The organism is Kribbella lupini, from assembly GCF_039529595.1.
Taxonomy (GTDB): Bacteria; Actinomycetota; Actinomycetes; order Propionibacteriales; family Kribbellaceae; genus Kribbella; species Kribbella lupini.
In genome coordinates, this window is record NZ_BAAANC010000002.1 from 1,440,737 (window position 1) to 1,458,764 (window position 18,028).

Sequence of the window (18,028 nt, forward strand, 5' to 3'; positions counted from 1 at the left end):
AGAAGGCCGGGACGACTCCGACGGGACTGGTATGAGCAGCTCTCTGCAGCAGACCGTTCAGCGCACGATCGACGGGCTCGTCGCCTCAGGCGCGGAGACCGGCGTGCAGGTCGCGGTCTACCGGTACGGCGAACTGATGGTCGACGCCGTCGCCGGCGTCGCGAAGGCCGGTCGGCCAATGCGCGCGGACACCCCGATCTACAGCGGATCCACCGGCAAGGGCGTCACCTCGACGCTCGCGAACGTCCTCGTCGCGCGCGGAGTACTCCGGTACGACGAGCCGGTCGCGGAGCTGTGGCCGGAGTTCGCGGTGCACGGGAAGGGCCGGGCGACGTTGCGGCACGTGCTGACCCACTCGGCCGGCGTACCGGCGATCCCGGCGACGACCACGCCGGCGGACCTCACCGACTGGGAGGCGATGACGGCGACGATCGCGGCGAGCGAACCGTGGTGGGAGCCGGGGACGAGGACGGCGTACCACGCGCAGACGTTCGGCTTCCTGGTCGGCGAGCTGGTCCGCCGGGCGACCGGTCGGTCGCTCGGCGACGTCCTACGGGACGAGCTGACCGGGCCGCTCGGCATCGAGGACGAGGTGTACTTCGGGGTCCCGCCGGAGGCGCTCGACCGCGTGGCCCGGCTCGACGGTCCCGAGATCCCTGAGTCGACGGACGAGCGGCTGGCGCCGGCGGCGGTGATCCCGTGCGCCTCGACGATGAATCGGCCCGACGTGCTGAGCGCCGACGTGCCGTCGGCAGCCACGGCGTCGGCGCGCGGCATCGCCAAGGTGTACGCCGCACTGCTCGGGCCGGTGGACGGCGTCCGGTTGATCCCTGAGGAGCAGCTGCGGGAGATCATCGGCCCGGCGTTCCGCGGGGTCGACGAGGTGTACGGGAACCCGGCGGTCTGGGCGCTCGGCTACGCGTACGGGCGGCTCGGCGCGACCGCCGAGCAGGCGGCGACGACGTTCGGGATGCCGGGCATGGGCGGCAGCGCGGCCTGGGCCGACCACCGCACGGGCGTTGCGTTCGCGGTCACCAAGAACAGGTTCGACCCGCGGCAGGCGGACGCCGCGACCGGCCTGGGCAACCTGGTGGCGGCCTGGCCGGAGGGTTGAGGCCTTACGGCGTACGGACCTGGTCCTGGTCGACCCAGACGAGGTGGCCGTGGTGGCTGATCAGGATCTCGGAGGCACCGGTGACCGCCGTACGGCGGGACAGGGCCTCGCCGGCGATCCAGCGGCCGCCGATCCGGACGTGCACCGACTCGGGCCGGGTGGGAGTGGCAACAGGCATGGGACCTGACTTCTGGACAGGGGCGGAGACGGGTAGGCGACGTCTGGTGGAACGGGTGTGGCGCTGCAGGTCGGGCATGTTCGTCCTCGGGAGGGACCGCAGTCGTCGGCGCGATGTCGCACCGGCTGGCTGCTCAACCAAAGGCCACCCTACAACCGCCGCATGAACCATCCCTAGCGGTATCTCGAATTGGTCTTTAAAACAAAGACCTGTAGGAATTGCGCGGCGCGGAGTGGGCACCAGGGACGTGACCAAGGAGGTCTCCCATGACGACCGATCCGATCACCCCGACCGGTCCGGGCAGCGACCCGGACGAGAACCCCGACCTGGTGGATCCGGGCCTGGACGACCCTGACGTCACCACTCCGCCCGGCGAGAACGACCCGCTCAGCGTGCCGATTCCGGACGATCCGCCGCTTTAACCAGCAACTATTTCCATTCGGGCAGCTGCTGCAGCGCCCAGCTGTTGCCGTCGGGGTCGGCGAAGAAAACAAACTTTCCCCAGGGAAAGTCCTGTACTTCGCTGACCTCGACCCCTCGCCCGGACAGCTCCTCGCGGGCCGCCGCCACGTCGGCGACCACGATCTGCAGCCCGCGTACCGACCCCGGCTCGGCCTGCGGCATTCCGGTGCCCAAGGCAATCGAACAGGCCGACCCCGGCGGGGTCAGCTGGACGAAGCGCAGCTCGTCGCTGACCTGGTGGTCGTGGTCGGCGACGAAGCCGACCTGATCGGTGTAGAACGCCTTGGCCCGGTCGACGTCGCTGACCGGCACCTGCACCAGCTCGAGTTTCCAGTCCATTGATCCGTTCCCCTCGCTCGCGGTCCCTCATTCGGCAACCTACCGGCGGAAACGGTCAGAACCTGTGCAGCCGGTTGCCGATCAGGGCCGTGGGTACTTGGTCGTCGACCCGAGAACACGGAGGGCAACCATGACGACGCAGACCCCGGCCGTCCCCAAGGACGGTCAGCGGACCGCACCGGACGAGCCCGTGGGCGCGCTGGTCGCACAGCTGACCAACGACGTCAGCCGCCTGGTCCGCGACGAGCTGCAGCTGGCCAAGGCCGAGCTGAAGGACAAGGGCAAGGAGGCCGGCCTCGGCGTCGGACTGTTCGGCGGCGCGGGCGCCTTCGCCTTCTACGGGCTGGGCGCGCTGATCGCGACCGCGATCATCGGGCTTTCGTACGCCGTACCGGCCTGGCTCGCGGCGCTGATCGTGACGCTGCTGCTGTTCGCGATCGCCGGTGTCGCCGCCCTGCTGGGCAAGCGGCACGTCAGCCAGGCGACTCCGCCGGTGCCGGAGCGCGCCGTCCACGGCGTGCACGACGACCTCGAAGCACTCAAGGGCCACCAGCCGGAAGGAAAGAACGCATGACCACCACGACGCGCCAGACGAAGCCGCGGAAGACCGCCGCTGCCCGGCCCGACGAGATGAGTGAGGTCCAAGCGCTCCGGGCCGACCTGGAGATGACCCGTCAGCACCTGGCCGACACCGTTCAGGAGCTGAGCCGCCAGCTGAACGTCCCGCGCCGGATCAAGGACTCCGCGACCAGTGCCGGCCACCGCGCCGTACAGGCCGCCGGCAGCGTCAAGCAGCGGGCCGGCCAGCGCGCCAAGGCGACCGCCGGCGGGATGGGCGAACGCGCCAAGGCGACCGCCGGCGGCGTGACCGAGCGGGCCAAGCACCTGCCCGAGCACGCGAAGAACCTTCCGGCCAAGGCGAAGCAGGCCCCGGAGCTGGGCCGCAAGCACCCGAAGGCGACGGCCGCCGTCGGCGGAGCCGTGGCCCTCGGAGTCGGCGCGGCCGCGTGGATCGCGGGACGGAACCGGTGAGCACGAAGGCCGTCAAGCTGGCCTACCGCCCGTTCGGACTGCTCTCCGGGATCGCCGGCGGTCTCGTCGCCGGCGCCATCTTCAAGCAGGTCTGGAAGCGCGTGGCCGACGAGGAGGACGCGCCCGACGCTCTGCAGTCGGAGTACCCGTGGCGCCAGCTCCTCCTCGCCGCCGCACTCCAGGGCGCCGTCTACGCCGTGGTCAAGGCAGCCGTCGACCGCGGCGGCGCCAAGGCCTTCGAGCGCTGGACCGGCGAATGGCCCGGCGACTGATCCGCCCCCACGAACCGACTGTGGCCCCCGACTCGGATGCGAGTCAGGGGCCACAGTCGTCTCTCACAGCTCGCGCAGCGCCGGCCCGAGCTCCTTGGTGAAGAAGTCGAAGAACCCGTCCACGTCCGGTCCCGCGTTGATCAGCGCCAGGTGGTCGTACCCGGCCTCCGCGAACGGCTTCGCCACCTCGACGTGCCGCGCGACGTCCGGCCCGCACCCGAACTGCTCCTTCATGTGGTCGGCCGTCACCAGGGCTGTCGCGGCGTCGAAGTTCACCGGGTTCGGCAGCTCGGACTGGACCTTCCACCCGGTCACCCCGAACCGGAACAGCTTGCGCGCCGACTCCGCCGCGTCGTCCTCGTCCGGCGCCCAGGCCAGCGGCACCTCGGCGTACGCCGGACCGTCGCCTCCGGCCTTCCGGTAGGCCGTCACCAGCTCCTCCTTCGGCTCGGTCGTGAACAGCGCGTCGCCCAGCTCGCCCGCCAGCTCCGCCGCCTCGGGCCCGCCCGCCGCCACCGCGATCCGCGGCAGCTCGTCCGGCAGGTCGAAGACCCGCGCGTCCTCCAGCTTCAGGTGCTTCCCGTCGTACGACTGGTACCCGCCGCTCCAGAGCAGCCGGATGATCTCCAGCGACTCGCGCAGCATCTCGTGCCGCTGCGCGACCGCCGGCCAGCCGCGGCCGACGACGTGCTCGTTGAGCCGCTCACCGGCGCCGAGGCCGAGCGTGAACCGCCCGCCGGACAGCAACGCGGTGGTCGCGGCCATCTGGGCGACCACCGCGGGGTGGTACCGGATGAACGGACACGTCACACCGGTCGCCAGCTCGATCGCCGACGTCCGGGCCGCGGCCGCCGCGAGCATCGAGAACGCGAACCCCGAGTGCTGGTGCTCCGACACCCACGGATGGAAGTGGTCGCTAACCTCGACGAAGTCGAATCCGGCCTGCTCCGCGCGGACCGCCTGGTCGACGATCTCGGTCGGCGCGTACGCCTCGGCGATCAGCTTGAACCCCAGTTTCATCGACACTTACCTCCGAAAGATGAATGGATCAAGGCTTCCTGGGCACCAGAAGGATGCAAGTACTGGTTGCCCAAGGCCTCGGCGTTGAGCAGACAGCGCCGGGGCCGCCACCAGCCGGCACTCAGTCGGGCGGCTCAGGAGTGACCGGTACGCCGTCGTCGCCGGTGTCCTCGGACTGACCGGTGTCCTGCGACTTGATGTCCACCGCCGCGTCGTCGGTGGTCGAGTCGGCCGGCGGATCCGCTTCCGGCCCCCTGGTCTCGTCGATCAGGTCGTCGACCAGTTCTTCCGGACGCTCCGTCATCGCGTCCCCCTTTCCTGTTGGACGGGTCTCGGTACCCGCCCACGGCCGACGTCATGCACGAATCGCGACGACCAGCGCGTCGTTTCCCCGGCGCCACATCGCACCGGCCCGCTCGAAGCCGTTCCGCCGCAGGAGATCGACGTGCCAGCCCTCCCGTTGGAGCAGGTCGCCGTCCCAGTGGGCGAACACCTTCTCCCGCTCGGCCCGGAGCCCGGCGTACGACGGATCGCCGTACGCGCGTTCGTACCACCCGTCGCAGTCCTCCGCCTCCGCGAATGTGATCCGCAGGTGCTCGGCGTGCAACCGGTCCGCCGCCGCCCGCAGCACGGGCTCGGCAATCGGCACGTGGTCCGCGTTGGCGAACACGCCGCCCGACCGCAGCACCCGCGCGACCCCGCCGTACACCCCCGCGAGCGCGTCCGCCGGGAACCAGTGCATTGCCGTCGCGGTCACCACCGCGTCGAACCCGGTCGGCAGTCCGCGGTCCCAGTCCGGTGCGGCCAACTGCCGTTCGACCACCGTCACGCGGTCGTCGTCGGCGAAGTCGTCGCGGGCGAGATCGAGCAGCAGCGGATCGATGTCGACGGCGACCACCTCGCTGTCCGGGAAGCGGTCCAGCACCCGCCGGGTCAGCGAACCCGGGCCGCAGCAAAGGTCGAGCACGCGCCGTGGCGGGCCGGCCAGCGCTTCGACGTAGTCCAGGATCAACTGGAACCGGAGTTCGCGGTCCGGCTCGTGCCCGGCCTGCTGGCGTTCCCAGCTGCTTCGCAGTTCCTCACGCTGTGTTGTCATGAGCACCACGTTCTGCCCTCCAGGGCCTCGACGTCCAAGTCGCAAGAGCACTAACGTCACAGCCTCTGGTTATCGCTGCAGGTGAGGAAGTTCATGGACGTCGATCTACGGTTGGTGCGGTACTTCCTGGTGATGGCCGAGGAGTTGCACTTCACCGCCGCGGCCCGCCGGCTGTACGTGTCCCAGCCGGCGCTCAGCAATCAGATCCGCCGGCTCGAGAACCAGCTGGGGACGCAGCTGTTCCAGCGCTCCCCACGCGGGGTGACCCTGACCGCCGCCGGCAGCGCGTTCCTGCCGCACGCGCAGAGCGCGCTCGCCGCGATCCGCTCGGGGATCGCGGAGGCGACCGCCGCCGCGGGCCGCGATCAGGTCCTGCGGATCGACGTGCTACAGACCGATCTGGTCACGCCGCGCGCGGTCCTGGCCCGCCTGCGCGAACGCCTCCCGTCATTGCGGCTCGAGGTCAGCAGCCGCGGCAGCCGCGAGCAGGAGCAGCGCTTGCTCAGCGGCGACCTGGATCTCGCCCTCTGCGGATCGACGGCCCATCTCGCCGACGGCCTGGTCCAGCGCGTCATGCGCCGCGAGGCGCTCGGCATCGCGCTGCCCACCGACCACCCGCTCAGCAACGCCGACGCGGTCGCCGTCCGCGAGCTGGCCGACGAGGTGCACTACCTGCCACGCGACGACTTCGCGCCGGAGTGGAACGACTTCGTCCTCGGCTGCTTCCGTACGGCGGGCTTCCAGCCGCGCCGGCACCCGGCCAGTACCGACGGCACCAGCTCGGCGCTCGAGCTCGTCAAGGCCGGCGAGTGCGTGGCGCTCGGACTTCTCTCGACCCCGGCGCCGGCCGGTGTCGTGGTGAAGCCGCTCGCGGCCGGCGTACCGCCGTACACGTGGACCCTGCGCTGGCGTGACTCGGCGCACCCGCCGACGGCCGCTCTCGGGGTCCTGCGGTCGCTCGACTGAGCGGTCAGGCACCAGGTGAAGACTCCTCCAACCCGGTCACGCACCGCGACTTTCCCCTGGTGGGGACCGTGTTTCACACCGGTCACGATGCAACGGGTTCGTGGAAGTTCGAGGTCGGATGCATAACTTCGGGATTCATGGGGTAGGAATGACCCACACAGATATTGACCGCGGTCCAGACATGTGCCGCGCCGTGACTCAACGTCGCGAGGTCAAGAATCATGGTTACCGTACTTGCACGCACCACCGTCGAAGAGCTGCCCAGCACCGATCCGAAGCAGCGCCGGGACCTGGCCACCAGGGAACTCCTGGCCCGCCGGGCCGCAACGACCGACGAGACTCTCCAGCAGTCCTTGCTGGAGGAAGCCATCGAGCTGAACCTGGGAATCGCCCACAGCATCGCGAGCCGGTTCCGCGGCCGCGGTGTCGAGGCCGACGACCTGGACCAGGTCGCCTACCTGGGTCTGCTGAAAGCGGCCCGGAGCTACCGTCCGGACACGGGCACACCGTTCCTGGCGTACGCCGTACCGACCATTCGTGGTGAGGTGAAGCGCTACTTCCGCGACTGCTCGTGGACGGTGCGGATCCCGCGCCGGCTGCAGGAGCTGCAGGGGTCGATCGCGAGCGTCCGCCCGCAACTCGTCCAGGACCTGCAGCGCGACCCGACCCTGGAGGAGCTGGCCGAGGCGGTCGGCACCGACGTGGCCGAGATCGAGGCCGCGATCGCGGCCGACGGCTGCTTCTCGGTGCTGTCGCTGGACCGTCCGGTCGACGGCGAGTCGACCGCGAACCTGGCCGACACCATCGCCGACGACGAGGACACCTCGTTCGAACGCACCGAGGCGGTCGCCGTCCTCGAACCGGTGCTGAACGAGCTCACCCCGCGGGAACGCAAGATCCTCGAGCTGCGCTTCATCGAAGGGCACACCCAGGCCGACATCGGCGCCGAGATCGGCGTCAGCCAGATGCAGGTCTCCCGCCTGCTGCGCGGCATTCTCGACAAGCTGCGCGCCCAGATCGAGCCGCCGAGCATCACGGCCGCCTGATCCCTCCCCGCTGTGGTCCGCCGTAGACTTGGTCGCGGCGGGCCACCCGCGGAGGAACCCTGATGTCATCGTTGCCTGAGGCACCGATATTCGTGGTGCAGCTGCACGATGCCCGGCGCCGTCACTACGACGTACGGCTCGAGGTCGACGGCGTCCTGAAGTCGTGGGCGGTGCCGCTCGGGCCGTCGCTCGACCCAGTCGTGAAGCGGCTGGCGGTCTTCACCACCGACCACGCGCTCGAGTACGCGACGTACGAGGGCGTGCACGCCGAGGCCAAGTACGGCAGCGGCGCGGTGATCGTCTGGGACGCAGGCGTCTACACCAACCTCACCCGTGACAAGCAGCGCCGGCTGGTCGAGCCGGCCGACGCGATCGAGCGCGGGCACCTGAAGTTCCGGCTGCGGGGCGTGAAGCTGGACGGGACGTGGGCCTTCACGCGCACCGATCGGGACTGGCTGATGGTCAAGGTCCGCGACGAGTCGGCCGACCCCTTGCTCGACCTGACCGCCACCGAGCCGCGCTCGGTGCTCAGCGGTCTCACCATCGACGAGATGGCCGCTACAGCAACCTGATCGCCGCGGTCGCGACGATCCCACCCGCGACCGCGACCAGCATCGGCACCTTCGCCAACGCCAGTACGCCGGACGTCCCGACGCCGGCCAGCTGCGTCCAGTCCAGCTGCTTGCCGCCGAGCTCGGTGACGATCAGCCCGGCGAGCAGCACCGGCGCGGTGAGCGCGGTCATCCTGATCACCGACCGCGGAAGCTTGCGCTGGGCAATGATCAGTGGCGCGCTGGCCTTCATCAACCAGCTCAGCACGGTCACCGCCACGACCGACAGCCAGATCCTGATCATGCGGTCTCCTCCTTCTCCGGCAGTACGCCGATGAGCGCGGCGGCGGTCGCTCCGAGCAACGCGTAGCCCGGGCTGGTGACCAGAAGCAGCAGTCCCGCGATGGTCGCGCCGAGCAGTGCCGCCACGAACGCCCGGCGCGATCTCCGCAGCTCGTCGATCGCCAGGATCAGGAAGAACGCCGGGAACGCGACGTCCAGGCCGAGGGTGTGCATGAGCTCGGGCGACGGCGACGTGAGCGCGCCGATCGCCGTACCACCGACCCAGAAGATCCACTGCGGAACGCTGGCGCCCACCAGCCGCGCGGCGTCGTACCGGCCGTCGTCGCGGTGTGCCGCGACGAACGAGGCGTCGGCCAGGGCCAAGGCGTGAAGGCTTCTGCGGATGCGCCCGCCTTCGAGGCTCTCGTTCAGCGCGACACTCATCACCAGGTAGCGCGCGTTGATGAGCACCGCCGAGGTGATCGCGGCCAGTGCCGATCCACCGGCCAGCGCCGTCAGCAAGGTGAACTGCGCCGACCCGGAGAACGCCAACGCCGAGAACACCACCGGCAGCCCGAGTCCCCAGCCGCGAGCCTCCGCCTCGGCCCCGAAACTCAACGCCAGCACGAAGGCGGCCGCTCCCGGGCCGACGCCGAGCCGCATCCCGTCGACGAACGCCGCCCGGTCCATCCGCCTCCGGGCGCTCATCGGGCGTGCGTCCTCGCGTAGTGGCGTTTCGCCCGGGCCCTGTTCCCGCAATCGGCCGAACTGCACCAACGGCGCGACCCGTTCTTGCTGCGATCCAGGAACAGCCAGCCGCAGCCGTCGTCCTGACACTGCCGGAGCCGACTCAAGTCCTCGCCCTCGAGCAGCCGCCACGCGGCCAGCGCCAACTCGCCCGCCGCGTCGTCGGCCTGCCACCTCAACGGACTCAACTGCACGATCCGAGCGCGAGCAACGGCAGTCACCATCAGCTCGCGCAGCCCTTCGACGTTCTCCGGCTCCGTACCCACCGCCAGAGGCTGCAGTACGCCGTACGCCGTCTCCCGGACCTCTTCAAGCCCGTCACCACCGGTCGGCAACCCCACCGCCCGCAACCACACGTCGCGCGCGGCCGGATCGGCGATTCGATCCACCCGACGCGCTGGATCGAGCCGCCAGGAGACCGTGTTGACCAGATCGAGCAGCACATGCCCGCCGACCAGCTCCGGTTCGTAGCTCATCCTAACAAGCTATACGCCTTTTGCTCGTTAGTCACCAGCTGTCGACGTGCAACACCTCATCGAGCGGCTGCCGCGCCGCCCGCCGGAAGTCCGTCCCGATCGAGTACGCCGTCGGAATCAGCACCGTCTGCCGGACCTCGTCGGGAAGCCCGAGCAGCTGCGACACCTCACGCTCGTACTTCAGGTGCAGCGTCGTCCACGCCGTCCCCAACCCGCGCGCCCGAGCCGCCAGCATGTAGCTCCACGCCGACGGCAGGATCGAGCCCCACAGCCCCGCCTGGTTTCCCGCCGGCAGGTTCTTCGCCGTCAGGCACGGGATCACCAGGGCCGGCACCTGCCCCATCCGCTCACCCAGGTACGCGACGCTCGAGCCAACGCGCTTTTGCACCGGCGCACGGTCCGGGTCATCGGCGTACAGGCGTCCGGCCGCACCGGAAGACTCCAAGTACTCCGCGACGGCAAGCCGGTAGTACTCGCCGATCTGCGCCCGCTTGCCGGCGTCCGTGACCACCAGCCAGTGCCACGTCTGCCGATTGCTGCCCGAGGGCGCCTGCAACGCGATCTCGATGCACTCGCGGATCAGCTCCATCGGTACCGGCTTGTCCAGATCCAACCGCTTCCGCACAGTCCTGGTCGTGGTGAGGAGTTCGTCGGGAGTCAGGTCGAGTGTGGTCACGTGGCCCAGTTTGTCAGTCGGACACTTCCCGACGGCGAGGCTCGGCCGCCCGGACCGCTAGGGTCGGCGTATGGCGAGGTATTTCGATGTGCATCCGGAGAATCCGCAGAAGCGGGCCATCGGGCAGGTGGTCGACCTGGTGCGCGGCGGCGGGCTGATCGCGTACCCGACGGACTCCTGCTTCGCGCTCGGCTGCGCGCTGGGCAACAAGGACGGGATCGACCGGATCAAGGCGATCCGGCACCTGGACGACCGGCACCACTTCACGCTGGTCTGCCAGGACTTCTCGCAGCTCGGCCAGTTCGTCCACATCAGCAACGCGGTGTTCCGCTCGATCAAGGCGGCGACGCCGGGCAGCTACACGTTCATCCTGCCGGCGACGAAGGAAGTCCCGCGCCGGCTGCTGCACCCGAAGAAGAAGACCGTCGGCGTCCGGATCCCCGACCACGTCGTCGCCCAGGCGCTGGTCGCCGAGCTCGGCGAGCCGCTGCTGTCCAGCACGTTGCTCCTGCCCGACCACGAGGAGCCGATGACCCAGGGCTGGGAGATCAAGGAAGAGCTCGACAACCAGGTCGACGCGGTCATCGACTCCGGCGAGGCCGGGACCGAGCCGACCACGGTGATCGACTTCTCCGAGGACTTCCCCGAGATCGTCCGGATCGGCGCCGGGGACCCCACGCCGTTCGAGTGACGCGCCCTACAGGTTCGAGGTGATCACGGAGATCGCCAGCGCCAGGCAGGCCAGGACGAAGACCAGCAGCCAGCGGGCCCGGCGAGCGCTGCGCTCGTCTCCGGGAGCCGGGGGTGCGGTCGGACTTGTCATGTCAACATCATCCACCGTGCCGCGGTGGAGTTGAACACCGGCTCCCCGACTTCAGGGGCCACTCCGGGGCGGGGTCGGTGAACAACCTGACTACTTGGCCATCCCCACCGGAACAGCCGTCACCAGCAGGTTCGACTCGTAGCCGCCGCGCGCCGCGTCGTACGCGCCGGTGCAGGTGATCAGCGACAACCGATGGTCGCCCACCTGGTCGAAGGCTCCGCTGCGCGTCGCCAGCGCGTCCTTCGGCACGGAGACCACCGAGCTCACCCGGTACGACGCAGTGTGCCCGTCGCCGCGCAGCACCACGGTCTCGCCGACCTTGATCCGCAGCAACCGCGCGAAGTACCCGATCCCCTCGGTCGCCGAGTCGACATGCCCGGCCAGTACGACGGCGCCGAACGGGTCACCGGCCTCGGCCCCGCCGTCCCACCACCCGACCTGGCGGACGGCGTCCGGCACCATGAGGCGCCCGTCGACCGTACTGGCCGCCAGGACGCCGGCCTTGGCACCGCCCGGCAGCACGACCTCGGCCGGGACGAACCGGATCCGCTGACTCGCGGCCGGCGTACCGATCCTTGCCGGAGGCACCGGTTCGCTCGCGGCGGGCGGCGGCCCCGTGACCGTACCGCCGCCCGCACCAGGACTCGGGACCGCTCCGTCCGACTGCGCGGCGCACCCCTCCAGGGCCACGCAGAGGACCAGCAACAGTCCGAGCAAGAACCTCCTCAGCGACGGACCACCTTCCGGACCGTCACCAGCACCGCGCATCCGGCGAGCAGCGCCAGCGCGACCAACGGCAGCGGCGACGGCCGCTCCTGCATCAGCGCCACCGCCTGACCACCGGTTCCGGTGTCGACCATGTCCGGCTTGCCCGTCCCGCTGCCCGGCAGGCGAATCGTCCCGACCGCGACGTTCATCGTTTTCGAGTTCGGTTCTCCGATCGCGAAGACCCGGGTCAGATATCCGGCCTTCAGCGGCAGTGACGCCGGCCCGAGAACCACCGGTCCGGACGCACCCGCGGGCACGATCTCGACAGTGTAAGTTCCAGCGGGAACGACCACGTCGAGTGATTCCCCGTTCGCCACGTTGGCGAAAAGTACCTTTCCGTTCACCCGGATGTCGGCCGGGCCGACCGCGGCCGTGTGCGCGACCCGCACCGCGGCCTTGTCCTTCGGTACGGCGCCGAGCTTGTTCGGGTAGGTGGTGATCACCGGCGCGGCGGTCGGCGCGGCCGGCCGGTGGATCACCACGTCCTGGTTGCTCCCGGCCCCGACCGCGACCCGGCGGTCGACCAGCGTCTTCCCACCCGCCACAGCGGTGATCCGGCGTTGCCCGGCCGGGACGGAGAACGGCCCGATCACCTTGGTCGCGGCGACTCCACGCGCCACGACCTTGCCGTCCACCTGCACGTCGACGGACTGGCCCGGCAGGCCCTGGACGACGTACAGCACGCCGCCGGAGGCGGCCTCGGCCTGGGTCGCGAGCACCGCCGGGACCGCGGCGACGATCACCGCGAGCGCCAGTGAAATCACCCTGCGATAATGCGGACCCGGAATTCTCGAAATACCCCCAGCCGCTTTCTCAGACGTCCTGACAACTGTTCGAAATTGCCTGAACACTTTCCGCTTCCGCATTTTTGCCCCCTCGAAAAACCACCCCTGAAAATGCCTGACAAAGCTAATTCCGGCGTATCGTATGCGGAAGTCGATCCGGCCACCAGAGGAAGTGGCCGGGTCTTTGGGGGCGATTCAGCATGTCCGCACGCCGCACGCTCACCGCCGCCCTGATCGTGGGGCTGATGGCAACGACCGCCTGCTCGAACGAGCTGGCGGGACCGACTCCACCCAGCCCCGGCCTGGTGTCGGCCGGCGCCGAGCCCGAGCAGGTGCAACCACCCCCGACCGCGGAAGGACCCGGACTGACCGCGCCGGGGATCCGGCTCACCGCCGTACCGCGGGGTGACGGCAGCTTCGACGTGACCGAGGACGTCAGACTGCGCGGCTCGACCGACACGGTGCGGTTGCGTCTGCCCCAGTCGGGCGATCGGCTGCCGGGCCTGATGACGCGCACCAAGCCCCAGGCGACCAGTCTGCAGATCGTCGCGGACGGCGACCCGGTCCTGCTCCCGGACACCGACGTGAAGGCGGCGCGGGACCTCCCGCTCGACACCCCGGCGACCGAGCTGAAGCTGACGTACCGGCTCAGCGGTTCGTCCGCGCGCAGCCTGCCGTCGCCGACCGGGCGAGCACTGGCCGCCATCAGCCCACTCACCGCTGCCACCGACGGCACGCTGCCCACCAACCTCGCGGTGTCGGGTGGTGGCCTGCTGAACGCCGTCTGCCCGCTGATGCCCGAGACGCGGTGCGCGGTCGGTGAGCCGCCCGGGCTCGGGATCCAGCAGGGCCTGCCGGCCGACCGGGCGCTCGCCGTACTGCAGCTGGATCTGCCGATGCAGCCCTGACCCGTCAGCCCTACTCTGTCCGTATGGTCGACGCGCAGGCTGCTTCACCCGATCGAATCGCCTTCGGTACGGCGCGCGCCCGCTGGGTGCTGGCGGCCACGGCGCTCGGCTCCGGCATGGCCTTCCTCGACGGCACGGTCGTCAACGTCGCGCTGCCGGCCATGGGCGAGGACCTGGACGCCGGCATCTCCGGCCTGCAGTGGATCGTCAACGGCTACATGCTGATGCTGGCCTCGCTGATCCTGCTGAGCGGTTCGCTCGGGGACCGGCTCGGACGGCGCCGGCTGTTCGTGGTCGGAGTGATCTGGTTCGCCTTGGCCTCGGCGATCTGCGCGGCCGCGCCGAACCTCGAGGTGATGATCGCCGGCCGCGTCCTGCAAGGCATCGGCGGCGCGCTGCTGACTCCTGGCAGCCTTGCGATCCTGCAGACCAGCTTCCAGCCGTCCGACCGTGGCAAAGCGGTCGGTGCATGGTCGGGCCTGACGTCGGTCGCGGCGGCGATCGGTCCGTTCGTCGGCGGCGGCCTGGTCGACAGCGGCTCGTGGCGGCTGATCTTCCTGCTCAACCTCCCGATCGCCGCGTTGACGGTGCTGGTCACGATGCGGCACATCCCCGAGAGCCGCGACGAGACCATGGCCGGCAAGCTCGACGGCGCCGGCGGTCTGCTCGCCACGCTCGGCCTCGCCGGACTCACCTACGGCTTGATCAGCGCGGGCGATCGAGGCTTCGGCGACGCGATGGTCCTGACCGCGCTGGCCATCGGCGTGGTCAGCCTGGCAGCCTTCGTCGAGGTCGAACGCCGCAGCTCGCACCCGATGCTCCCGCCCGGCATCTTCGCCAACGTCCGCTTCACCGGCGCCAACCTGGTCACCGTCGTCGTGTACGGCGCACTCGGCACGGCCACGTTCCTGCTGGTCGTCTACCTGCAGACCGTCCTCGAGTACGACGCCCTGACGGCCGGCGCCGCCCTGCTCCCGATGACGTTGCTGATGCTGACACTCTCCGGCTACGCCGGCGCCCTGTCCGAACGGATCGGCGCGCGCATCCCGATGACCGTCGGCCCGATCTTCATGGCCGTCGGCTTCCTGCTGATGCGCCGCATCGAGCCCGGCGTCGGCTACTTCACCGCCGTACTGCCGGGCGTCGTCGTACTGGGGATCGGCCTGGTCTGCACGGTCGCTCCGCTGACCGCAACCGTGCTCAACTCGGTCGAGGACCACCACGCGGGCATCGCGTCGGGCGTCAACAACGCCGTCGCGCGATCCGCGCAACTGATGGCGGTCGCGGCGATCCCACTGGCCGCGGGGATCACCGGCGACTCCTACCGAGACCCGATGTCGTTCAAGGAAAGCTTCATGATGGCCATGGTCATCTCAGCCGTCCTCGCCGTCGCGGGCGCCGCCCTGGCCTGGCTCACCCTCGGCGACCGCACCTCCCGCCGTACGACCCCGGAACCGGCAACGACCCACCGCTACTGCGCCCTGGAGTCACCCCCACTGTCGAACAGCCCAGCCAGGACACGCTGAACCGCGCCCCAGAACCAGGCGACATGTCGACAAATCACAAACCGTTGCTACCAGCAATGAATTACAGGCTCCGGTAGTGCTTGCGGGTTTCCTGGGGGAAGTGCTCGAGGGCGTAGCTGAGCATCGTGCGGGGCATCTTCGCGGCGTACTGGTCGAGGAAGGCCAGGAGCTCGTCGGGGGAGACGCGTTTGCCGGCTTCGCGGAGCATCCAGCCGGAAGCCTTGTGGATCAGGTCTTCGGGGTCGTTGAGGACCTGTGGGGCGAGGGCGTAGATGTCGGTGCTGTCGCCGGCGCGGATGAAGCGGTGGGTGGCGACCAGGGCGATCCTGCGGTCCCAGATCAGGGGCGAGCGGATCAGCGTGTGCAGGATGTCGCCGGGGCGGTCGAGCAGGTGGCCGCCGACGATCTCGGCGGCGCTGCAGTCGACCAGGTCCCAGTTGTTGATGTGCTCGGTGTTGCGCAGGTAGAGGTCGAAGATCGCGGCGAGGTCCGCGGGGTCGGCGGTCAGGGGTTTGAGCGCGCGCTCGGCGCGGTCGGCGAGCAGGCAGAGGACGGCGAGGCGGTGCTCGTGGACCGGGCTCTGCAGAGCTTCTTCGAGATCGGGCAGTTCCAAAGAAGCGCGCTGGTACGGCTTGATGATGCCGCGCAGGGTGGAGAGCTTGACGCCGATCATCAGGTCGCCATCGCCGTACCCGCCGGGCTTGACCTGGAAGTACCGCGACAGGATCGCCGCCGTCGCGGCGTCGCCCGCCGCGTCGATCTCGGCCAGCAGCCCCGCGACGGTCAGGACTCCCATCACAGCTCCTTCTGCAGCCGCCGCATCGTGGAGATCTCCTTGGTCTGCGTGATGCTGACTTCCTGCGCCAGCTCCCCGATTCGCAGGTCGGCGCCCTGCTCGATCGCCGTACCGCTCATCGTCACCGCGCCCTCATGATGCTTGATCATCAAGGTCAGGAACAGGGAGTCGAACGCCTTGCCGGTGGAGTTCAGCAGCTTGGCCAGCTCGGCCGGTGTGGCCATTCCCGGCATGCCCGCGTGATCGGTGTGTTCGACGTGCTCCAGCGACGGCGCCTTCCCGCCGCGCTCGGTGAGCAGCTGCCGCATCGACTCGATCTCCGGCTTCTGGCCGACCCGGATCCGGTCCGCCAACGCCTTGACCCGCGGGTTCGCCGCGGCCGTGCGGGCCCGTTCGGCCATCACCAGGGCCTGGCTGTGGTGGATCATCATGTCGCTCAGGAACGTCAGGTCGTCGGGGTCTGCGGTGGCGGGCGACGACGGAACCGCGGCTAGCGTTCGGTTCGATCCGCCCGGCGTCCCGGGAACGATGACGGGCAGTGTCGAGGTCGGCGCCGGAGCGGCCGCGGGCGGGTCCGAACTGCAGCCCACCAGGGCGAACCCCAGGACCGCGACCAGTGGCAGGGCGAAGTTCCTCACAGCACCTCACTCTTCGTGGCAAATCGCTTCCCCACAGTGTCTATCACGCCTACCCTGAGGCAATCGATCGATTCAACTGAACAGAAGGGACCCCGGCATGCGCCGCCCACGCACGCTCGCCCGTCTCAGTCTTTCCGTAGCCCTGATCGCCGGCCTGACCGGCCTGTCCGCCGCCGCGTCCGCGGAGGTCCCCGCTCCCCCGGACACCGGCGCGACCAAGAGCGACAACATCACCCACCTGGCCAGCGTGCCGATGACCGGTCCCCTGGCCGGCGGGGTGAACACCGACATCGCGTTCGCCGGCAAGACGGCGTACGTCGGCAACTACTCCGGCTTCGCGATCTACGACATCGCCAACCCGGCCAAGCCGCAGCTGGTCAGTCAGGTCGCCTGCCCGGGCAGCCAGAACGACATCAGCATCTACGACGGCCTGCTGTTCCTGAGCACCGACTCCTCGCGCAGCGACAACTCCTGCCAGAGCGTCGCGCAGTCGCCGACGATCAAGGAGTCGTGGGAAGGGATCAAGATCTTCGACGTCAAGGATCCGCGCAACCCGCGCTACGTCGCGGCCGTGGAGACCAAGTGCGGTTCGCACACCCACACGCTGGTCCCGGACAAGCTGAAGCGCTCGGTGTACGTCTACAACTCGTCGTACTTCCCGAACGCGACGTACCCGGACTGCCAGCCGCCCAACGACCGGATCGACATCGTCAAGGTCCCGTTGCGGCACCCCGAGCAGGCCGCCGTGGTGGCCTCGCCGGTGCTGTTCCCGGACGGCGGGTTCCCGGGCAGCGAGACCGGCTACGCCACCAGCGGCTGCCACGACATCACCGCGTTCCCGGCCAAGAACATCGCCGCCGCGGCCTGCATGGGTGACGGCGTGCTGCTCGACATCTCCCGGCCGGAGCAGCCGAAGGTGCTCGACGTCGTGCAGGACGCGGAGAACTTCTCCTTCTGGCACGGCGCCACCTTCAACGGCGACGGCAGCAAGGTCGTGTTCATGGACGAGCTCGGCGGCGGTGGCGGCGCGGAGTGCAACCCCGAGGTCGGGCCGGACAAGGGCGCCACCGCGATCTTCGACGTCAAGCACCGCAAGCTGCGGTTCCGCAGCTACTACAAGATCGACCGGCACCAGGCCGAGAACGAGAACTGCGTGTCCCACAACGGCTCGCTGATCCCGGTCAAGGGCCGCGACATCATGGTCCAGGCCTGGTACCAGGGCGGCTTCTCGGTCTGGGACTTCACCGACTCCGCCAACCCCCACGAGATCGGGTACTTCGACCGCCCGCCGCGGGAGCCGGCCTCGTTCGGCGGCTACTGGTCGGTCTACTACTACAACGGCGCCATCTACGGCACCGAGTCGGTGACCGCGTTCGACGTGTTCACGATCAAGGACCGACGGACCGACCCCGCCGAACGGGTCAAGCTGAAGGAGCTGAACGTCCAGACCCAGCCGGCCTTCCGGCGCTGATTCGAGGCAGTCGTTGCCTGAGCGCCGAGATCACGCTCCGGGGTCACTGGCCGTAC

At 69.6% G+C, this 18,028-nt stretch carries 26 protein-coding genes; 12 read left to right on the forward strand and 14 right to left on the reverse strand.

Annotation, left to right across the window (positions count from 1 at the left end; genetic code table 11):
• Positions 1-31 precede the first annotated feature (31 nt).
• Positions 32-1,114 (forward strand): serine hydrolase domain-containing protein, encoded by a 1,083-nt coding sequence (locus ABD235_RS20155; RefSeq protein WP_344176201.1) that lies wholly within the window; start codon positions 32-34, stop codon positions 1,112-1,114.
• Between the two features lie 4 nt (positions 1,115-1,118).
• Here ABD235_RS20155 and ABD235_RS20160 read toward each other — a convergent pair whose 3' ends face one another.
• Positions 1,119-1,292, reverse strand: a complete 174-nt coding sequence (locus ABD235_RS20160) for a hypothetical protein (RefSeq protein WP_344176203.1) — start codon at positions 1,290-1,292, stop codon at positions 1,119-1,121.
• 266 nt (positions 1,293-1,558) lie between these two features.
• On the opposite strand from ABD235_RS20160, the gene ABD235_RS20165 reads away from it, so the two are divergent.
• Positions 1,559-1,714, forward strand: coding sequence for a hypothetical protein (locus tag ABD235_RS20165; protein ID WP_344176205.1), 156 nt, complete (start codon positions 1,559-1,561; stop codon positions 1,712-1,714).
• Positions 1,715-1,721: 7 nt separating this feature from the next.
• On the opposite strand, the gene ABD235_RS20170 is transcribed toward ABD235_RS20165, so the two are convergent.
• Positions 1,722-2,093 carry a glyoxalase superfamily protein gene (locus ABD235_RS20170; protein ID WP_344176207.1) on the reverse strand — a complete coding sequence of 124 codons (372 nt, stop codon included), beginning with the start codon at positions 2,091-2,093 and terminating at the stop codon, positions 1,722-1,724.
• Between the two features lie 130 nt (positions 2,094-2,223).
• Here ABD235_RS20170 and ABD235_RS20175 point away from each other — a divergent pair, with 130 nt between their 5' ends.
• The 3 genes from ABD235_RS20175 to ABD235_RS20185 are packed head-to-tail and all read left to right on the forward strand — an operon-like array spanning position 2,224 to position 3,397.
• Positions 2,224-2,667: a phage holin family protein gene (locus tag ABD235_RS20175; protein WP_344176209.1), complete on the forward strand. Its 444-nt coding sequence runs from the start codon at positions 2,224-2,226 to the stop codon at positions 2,665-2,667.
• The gene (locus ABD235_RS20180; protein ID WP_344176212.1) at positions 2,664-3,125 is read left to right on the forward strand and encodes a DUF3618 domain-containing protein; all 462 of its coding nucleotides are present in this window, start codon (positions 2,664-2,666) and stop codon (positions 3,123-3,125) included. The genes ABD235_RS20175 and ABD235_RS20180 overlap by 4 nt, the downstream gene beginning before the upstream one ends.
• Entirely contained in the window at positions 3,122-3,397 is a 276-nt protein-coding gene (locus ABD235_RS20185; protein ID WP_344176214.1) for a DUF4235 domain-containing protein, read from the forward strand. The genes ABD235_RS20180 and ABD235_RS20185 overlap by 4 nt, the downstream gene beginning before the upstream one ends.
• Positions 3,398-3,460: 63 nt before the next feature.
• Here ABD235_RS20185 and ABD235_RS20190 read toward each other — a convergent pair whose 3' ends face one another.
• From ABD235_RS20190 to ABD235_RS20200, 3 genes are all read right to left on the reverse strand, one after another.
• Complete coding sequence (locus ABD235_RS20190) at positions 3,461-4,417, reverse strand: TIGR03557 family F420-dependent LLM class oxidoreductase (protein ID WP_344176216.1); 957 nt, start codon at positions 4,415-4,417, stop codon at positions 3,461-3,463.
• Positions 4,418-4,538: 121 nt separating this feature from the next.
• A complete protein-coding gene (locus tag ABD235_RS20195) occupies positions 4,539-4,721 on the reverse strand; it encodes a hypothetical protein (RefSeq protein WP_344176218.1) in 183 nt (60 codons plus the stop codon).
• Between the two features lie 51 nt (positions 4,722-4,772).
• The gene (locus ABD235_RS20200) at positions 4,773-5,513 is read right to left on the reverse strand and encodes a class I SAM-dependent methyltransferase (protein ID WP_344176220.1); all 741 of its coding nucleotides are present in this window, start codon (positions 5,511-5,513) and stop codon (positions 4,773-4,775) included.
• Between the two features lie 93 nt (positions 5,514-5,606).
• Between ABD235_RS20200 and ABD235_RS20205 the strand changes: the two genes are divergently transcribed.
• The 3 genes from ABD235_RS20205 (at position 5,607) to ABD235_RS20215 (ending at position 8,097) form a co-directional block, all read left to right on the forward strand.
• Positions 5,607-6,479 carry a LysR family transcriptional regulator gene (locus ABD235_RS20205; RefSeq protein ID WP_344176223.1) on the forward strand — a complete coding sequence of 291 codons (873 nt, stop codon included), beginning with the start codon at positions 5,607-5,609 and terminating at the stop codon, positions 6,477-6,479.
• 221 nt (positions 6,480-6,700) lie between these two features.
• Positions 6,701-7,525, forward strand: coding sequence for a SigB/SigF/SigG family RNA polymerase sigma factor (locus tag ABD235_RS20210; RefSeq protein ID WP_344176226.1), 825 nt, complete (start codon positions 6,701-6,703; stop codon positions 7,523-7,525).
• A 62-nt stretch (positions 7,526-7,587) separates the two neighbouring features.
• Positions 7,588-8,097, forward strand: a complete 510-nt coding sequence (locus ABD235_RS20215; protein ID WP_344176229.1) for a DNA polymerase ligase N-terminal domain-containing protein — start codon at positions 7,588-7,590, stop codon at positions 8,095-8,097.
• Here the strand turns inward: ABD235_RS20215 and ABD235_RS20220 are convergent.
• The 4 genes from ABD235_RS20220 to ABD235_RS20235 are packed head-to-tail and all read right to left on the reverse strand — an operon-like array spanning position 8,084 to position 10,257.
• A complete protein-coding gene (locus ABD235_RS20220; protein WP_344176232.1) occupies positions 8,084-8,380 on the reverse strand; it encodes an AzlD domain-containing protein in 297 nt (98 codons plus the stop codon). The two genes, ABD235_RS20215 and ABD235_RS20220, sit on opposite strands and share 14 nt — an antisense overlap.
• Positions 8,377-9,066 (reverse strand): AzlC family ABC transporter permease, encoded by a 690-nt coding sequence (locus tag ABD235_RS20225; RefSeq protein WP_344176235.1) that lies wholly within the window; start codon positions 9,064-9,066, stop codon positions 8,377-8,379. The genes ABD235_RS20220 and ABD235_RS20225 overlap by 4 nt, the downstream gene beginning before the upstream one ends.
• Positions 9,063-9,581 (reverse strand): CGNR zinc finger domain-containing protein, encoded by a 519-nt coding sequence (locus ABD235_RS20230; protein ID WP_344176237.1) that lies wholly within the window; start codon positions 9,579-9,581, stop codon positions 9,063-9,065. The genes ABD235_RS20225 and ABD235_RS20230 overlap by 4 nt, the downstream gene beginning before the upstream one ends.
• A gap of 31 nt (positions 9,582-9,612) precedes the next feature.
• Entirely contained in the window at positions 9,613-10,257 is a 645-nt protein-coding gene (locus ABD235_RS20235) for a nitroreductase family protein (protein WP_344176238.1), read from the reverse strand.
• 70 nt (positions 10,258-10,327) lie between these two features.
• On the opposite strand from ABD235_RS20235, the gene ABD235_RS20240 reads away from it, so the two are divergent.
• Entirely contained in the window at positions 10,328-10,948 is a 621-nt protein-coding gene (locus ABD235_RS20240) for an L-threonylcarbamoyladenylate synthase (RefSeq protein ID WP_344176240.1), read from the forward strand.
• A gap of 6 nt (positions 10,949-10,954) precedes the next feature.
• Here the strand turns inward: ABD235_RS20240 and ABD235_RS20245 are convergent, their stop codons facing one another.
• The 3 genes from ABD235_RS20245 to ABD235_RS20255 form a co-directional block, all read right to left on the reverse strand.
• On the reverse strand, positions 10,955-11,080 hold the full coding sequence (locus ABD235_RS20245; RefSeq protein ID WP_344176242.1) for a hypothetical protein: 126 nt from the start codon (positions 11,078-11,080) through the stop codon (positions 10,955-10,957).
• A 90-nt stretch (positions 11,081-11,170) separates the two neighbouring features.
• A complete protein-coding gene (locus ABD235_RS20250) occupies positions 11,171-11,797 on the reverse strand; it encodes a class F sortase (protein WP_344176244.1) in 627 nt (208 codons plus the stop codon).
• 8 nt (positions 11,798-11,805) lie between these two features.
• On the reverse strand, positions 11,806-12,612 hold the full coding sequence (locus tag ABD235_RS20255; RefSeq protein ID WP_344176246.1) for a DUF4397 domain-containing protein: 807 nt from the start codon (positions 12,610-12,612) through the stop codon (positions 11,806-11,808).
• Positions 12,613-12,833: 221 nt separating this feature from the next.
• Between ABD235_RS20255 and ABD235_RS20260 the strand changes: the two genes are divergently transcribed.
• Positions 12,834-13,541 carry a hypothetical protein gene (locus ABD235_RS20260; RefSeq protein ID WP_344176248.1) on the forward strand — a complete coding sequence of 236 codons (708 nt, stop codon included), beginning with the start codon at positions 12,834-12,836 and terminating at the stop codon, positions 13,539-13,541.
• A 23-nt stretch (positions 13,542-13,564) separates the two neighbouring features.
• The gene (locus ABD235_RS20265) at positions 13,565-15,067 is read left to right on the forward strand and encodes an MFS transporter (RefSeq protein WP_344176250.1); all 1,503 of its coding nucleotides are present in this window, start codon (positions 13,565-13,567) and stop codon (positions 15,065-15,067) included.
• A 61-nt stretch (positions 15,068-15,128) separates the two neighbouring features.
• On the opposite strand, the gene ABD235_RS20270 is transcribed toward ABD235_RS20265, so the two are convergent.
• Both ABD235_RS20270 and ABD235_RS20275 read right to left on the reverse strand, forming a co-directional pair.
• Complete coding sequence (locus ABD235_RS20270; protein WP_344176253.1) at positions 15,129-15,863, reverse strand: DNA alkylation repair protein; 735 nt, start codon at positions 15,861-15,863, stop codon at positions 15,129-15,131.
• Positions 15,863-16,501, reverse strand: a complete 639-nt coding sequence (locus tag ABD235_RS20275) for a DUF305 domain-containing protein (RefSeq protein WP_344176255.1) — start codon at positions 16,499-16,501, stop codon at positions 15,863-15,865. The genes ABD235_RS20270 and ABD235_RS20275 overlap by 1 nt, the downstream gene beginning before the upstream one ends.
• Before the next feature lie 97 nt (positions 16,502-16,598).
• Between ABD235_RS20275 and ABD235_RS20280 the strand changes: the two genes are divergently transcribed.
• The gene (locus ABD235_RS20280; RefSeq protein ID WP_344176257.1) at positions 16,599-17,972 is read left to right on the forward strand and encodes an LVIVD repeat-containing protein; all 1,374 of its coding nucleotides are present in this window, start codon (positions 16,599-16,601) and stop codon (positions 17,970-17,972) included.
• The last annotated feature ends 56 nt before the right edge of the window (positions 17,973-18,028 follow it).

Bases quoted from the DNA above. Each gene is read 5' to 3' on its own strand.
- ABD235_RS20155 (WP_344176201.1), top strand. From the start codon at position 32: ATGAGCAGCTCTCTGCAGCAGACCGTTCAGCGCACGATCGACGGGCTC.
- ABD235_RS20160 (WP_344176203.1), bottom strand. From the start codon at position 1,292: ATGCCTGTTGCCACTCCCACCCGGCCCGAGTCGGTGCACGTCCGGATC.
- ABD235_RS20165 (WP_344176205.1), top strand. From the start codon at position 1,559: ATGACGACCGATCCGATCACCCCGACCGGTCCGGGCAGCGACCCGGAC.
- ABD235_RS20170 (WP_344176207.1), bottom strand. From the start codon at position 2,093: ATGGACTGGAAACTCGAGCTGGTGCAGGTGCCGGTCAGCGACGTCGAC.
- ABD235_RS20175 (WP_344176209.1), top strand. From the start codon at position 2,224: ATGACGACGCAGACCCCGGCCGTCCCCAAGGACGGTCAGCGGACCGCA.
- ABD235_RS20180 (WP_344176212.1), top strand. From the start codon at position 2,664: ATGACCACCACGACGCGCCAGACGAAGCCGCGGAAGACCGCCGCTGCC.
- ABD235_RS20190 (WP_344176216.1), bottom strand. From the start codon at position 4,417: ATGAAACTGGGGTTCAAGCTGATCGCCGAGGCGTACGCGCCGACCGAG.
- ABD235_RS20195 (WP_344176218.1), bottom strand. From the start codon at position 4,721: ATGACGGAGCGTCCGGAAGAACTGGTCGACGACCTGATCGACGAGACC.
- ABD235_RS20200 (WP_344176220.1), bottom strand. From the start codon at position 5,513: ATGACAACACAGCGTGAGGAACTGCGAAGCAGCTGGGAACGCCAGCAG.
- ABD235_RS20205 (WP_344176223.1), top strand. From the start codon at position 5,607: ATGGACGTCGATCTACGGTTGGTGCGGTACTTCCTGGTGATGGCCGAG.
- ABD235_RS20210 (WP_344176226.1), top strand. From the start codon at position 6,701: ATGGTTACCGTACTTGCACGCACCACCGTCGAAGAGCTGCCCAGCACC.
- ABD235_RS20215 (WP_344176229.1), top strand. From the start codon at position 7,588: ATGTCATCGTTGCCTGAGGCACCGATATTCGTGGTGCAGCTGCACGAT.
- ABD235_RS20220 (WP_344176232.1), bottom strand. From the start codon at position 8,380: ATGATCAGGATCTGGCTGTCGGTCGTGGCGGTGACCGTGCTGAGCTGG.
- ABD235_RS20225 (WP_344176235.1), bottom strand. From the start codon at position 9,066: ATGAGCGCCCGGAGGCGGATGGACCGGGCGGCGTTCGTCGACGGGATG.
- ABD235_RS20230 (WP_344176237.1), bottom strand. From the start codon at position 9,581: ATGAGCTACGAACCGGAGCTGGTCGGCGGGCATGTGCTGCTCGATCTG.
- ABD235_RS20240 (WP_344176240.1), top strand. From the start codon at position 10,328: ATGGCGAGGTATTTCGATGTGCATCCGGAGAATCCGCAGAAGCGGGCC.
- ABD235_RS20245 (WP_344176242.1), bottom strand. From the start codon at position 11,080: ATGACAAGTCCGACCGCACCCCCGGCTCCCGGAGACGAGCGCAGCGCT.
- ABD235_RS20260 (WP_344176248.1), top strand. From the start codon at position 12,834: ATGTCCGCACGCCGCACGCTCACCGCCGCCCTGATCGTGGGGCTGATG.
- ABD235_RS20265 (WP_344176250.1), top strand. From the start codon at position 13,565: ATGGTCGACGCGCAGGCTGCTTCACCCGATCGAATCGCCTTCGGTACG.
- ABD235_RS20270 (WP_344176253.1), bottom strand. From the start codon at position 15,863: ATGGGAGTCCTGACCGTCGCGGGGCTGCTGGCCGAGATCGACGCGGCG.
- ABD235_RS20280 (WP_344176257.1), top strand. From the start codon at position 16,599: ATGCGCCGCCCACGCACGCTCGCCCGTCTCAGTCTTTCCGTAGCCCTG.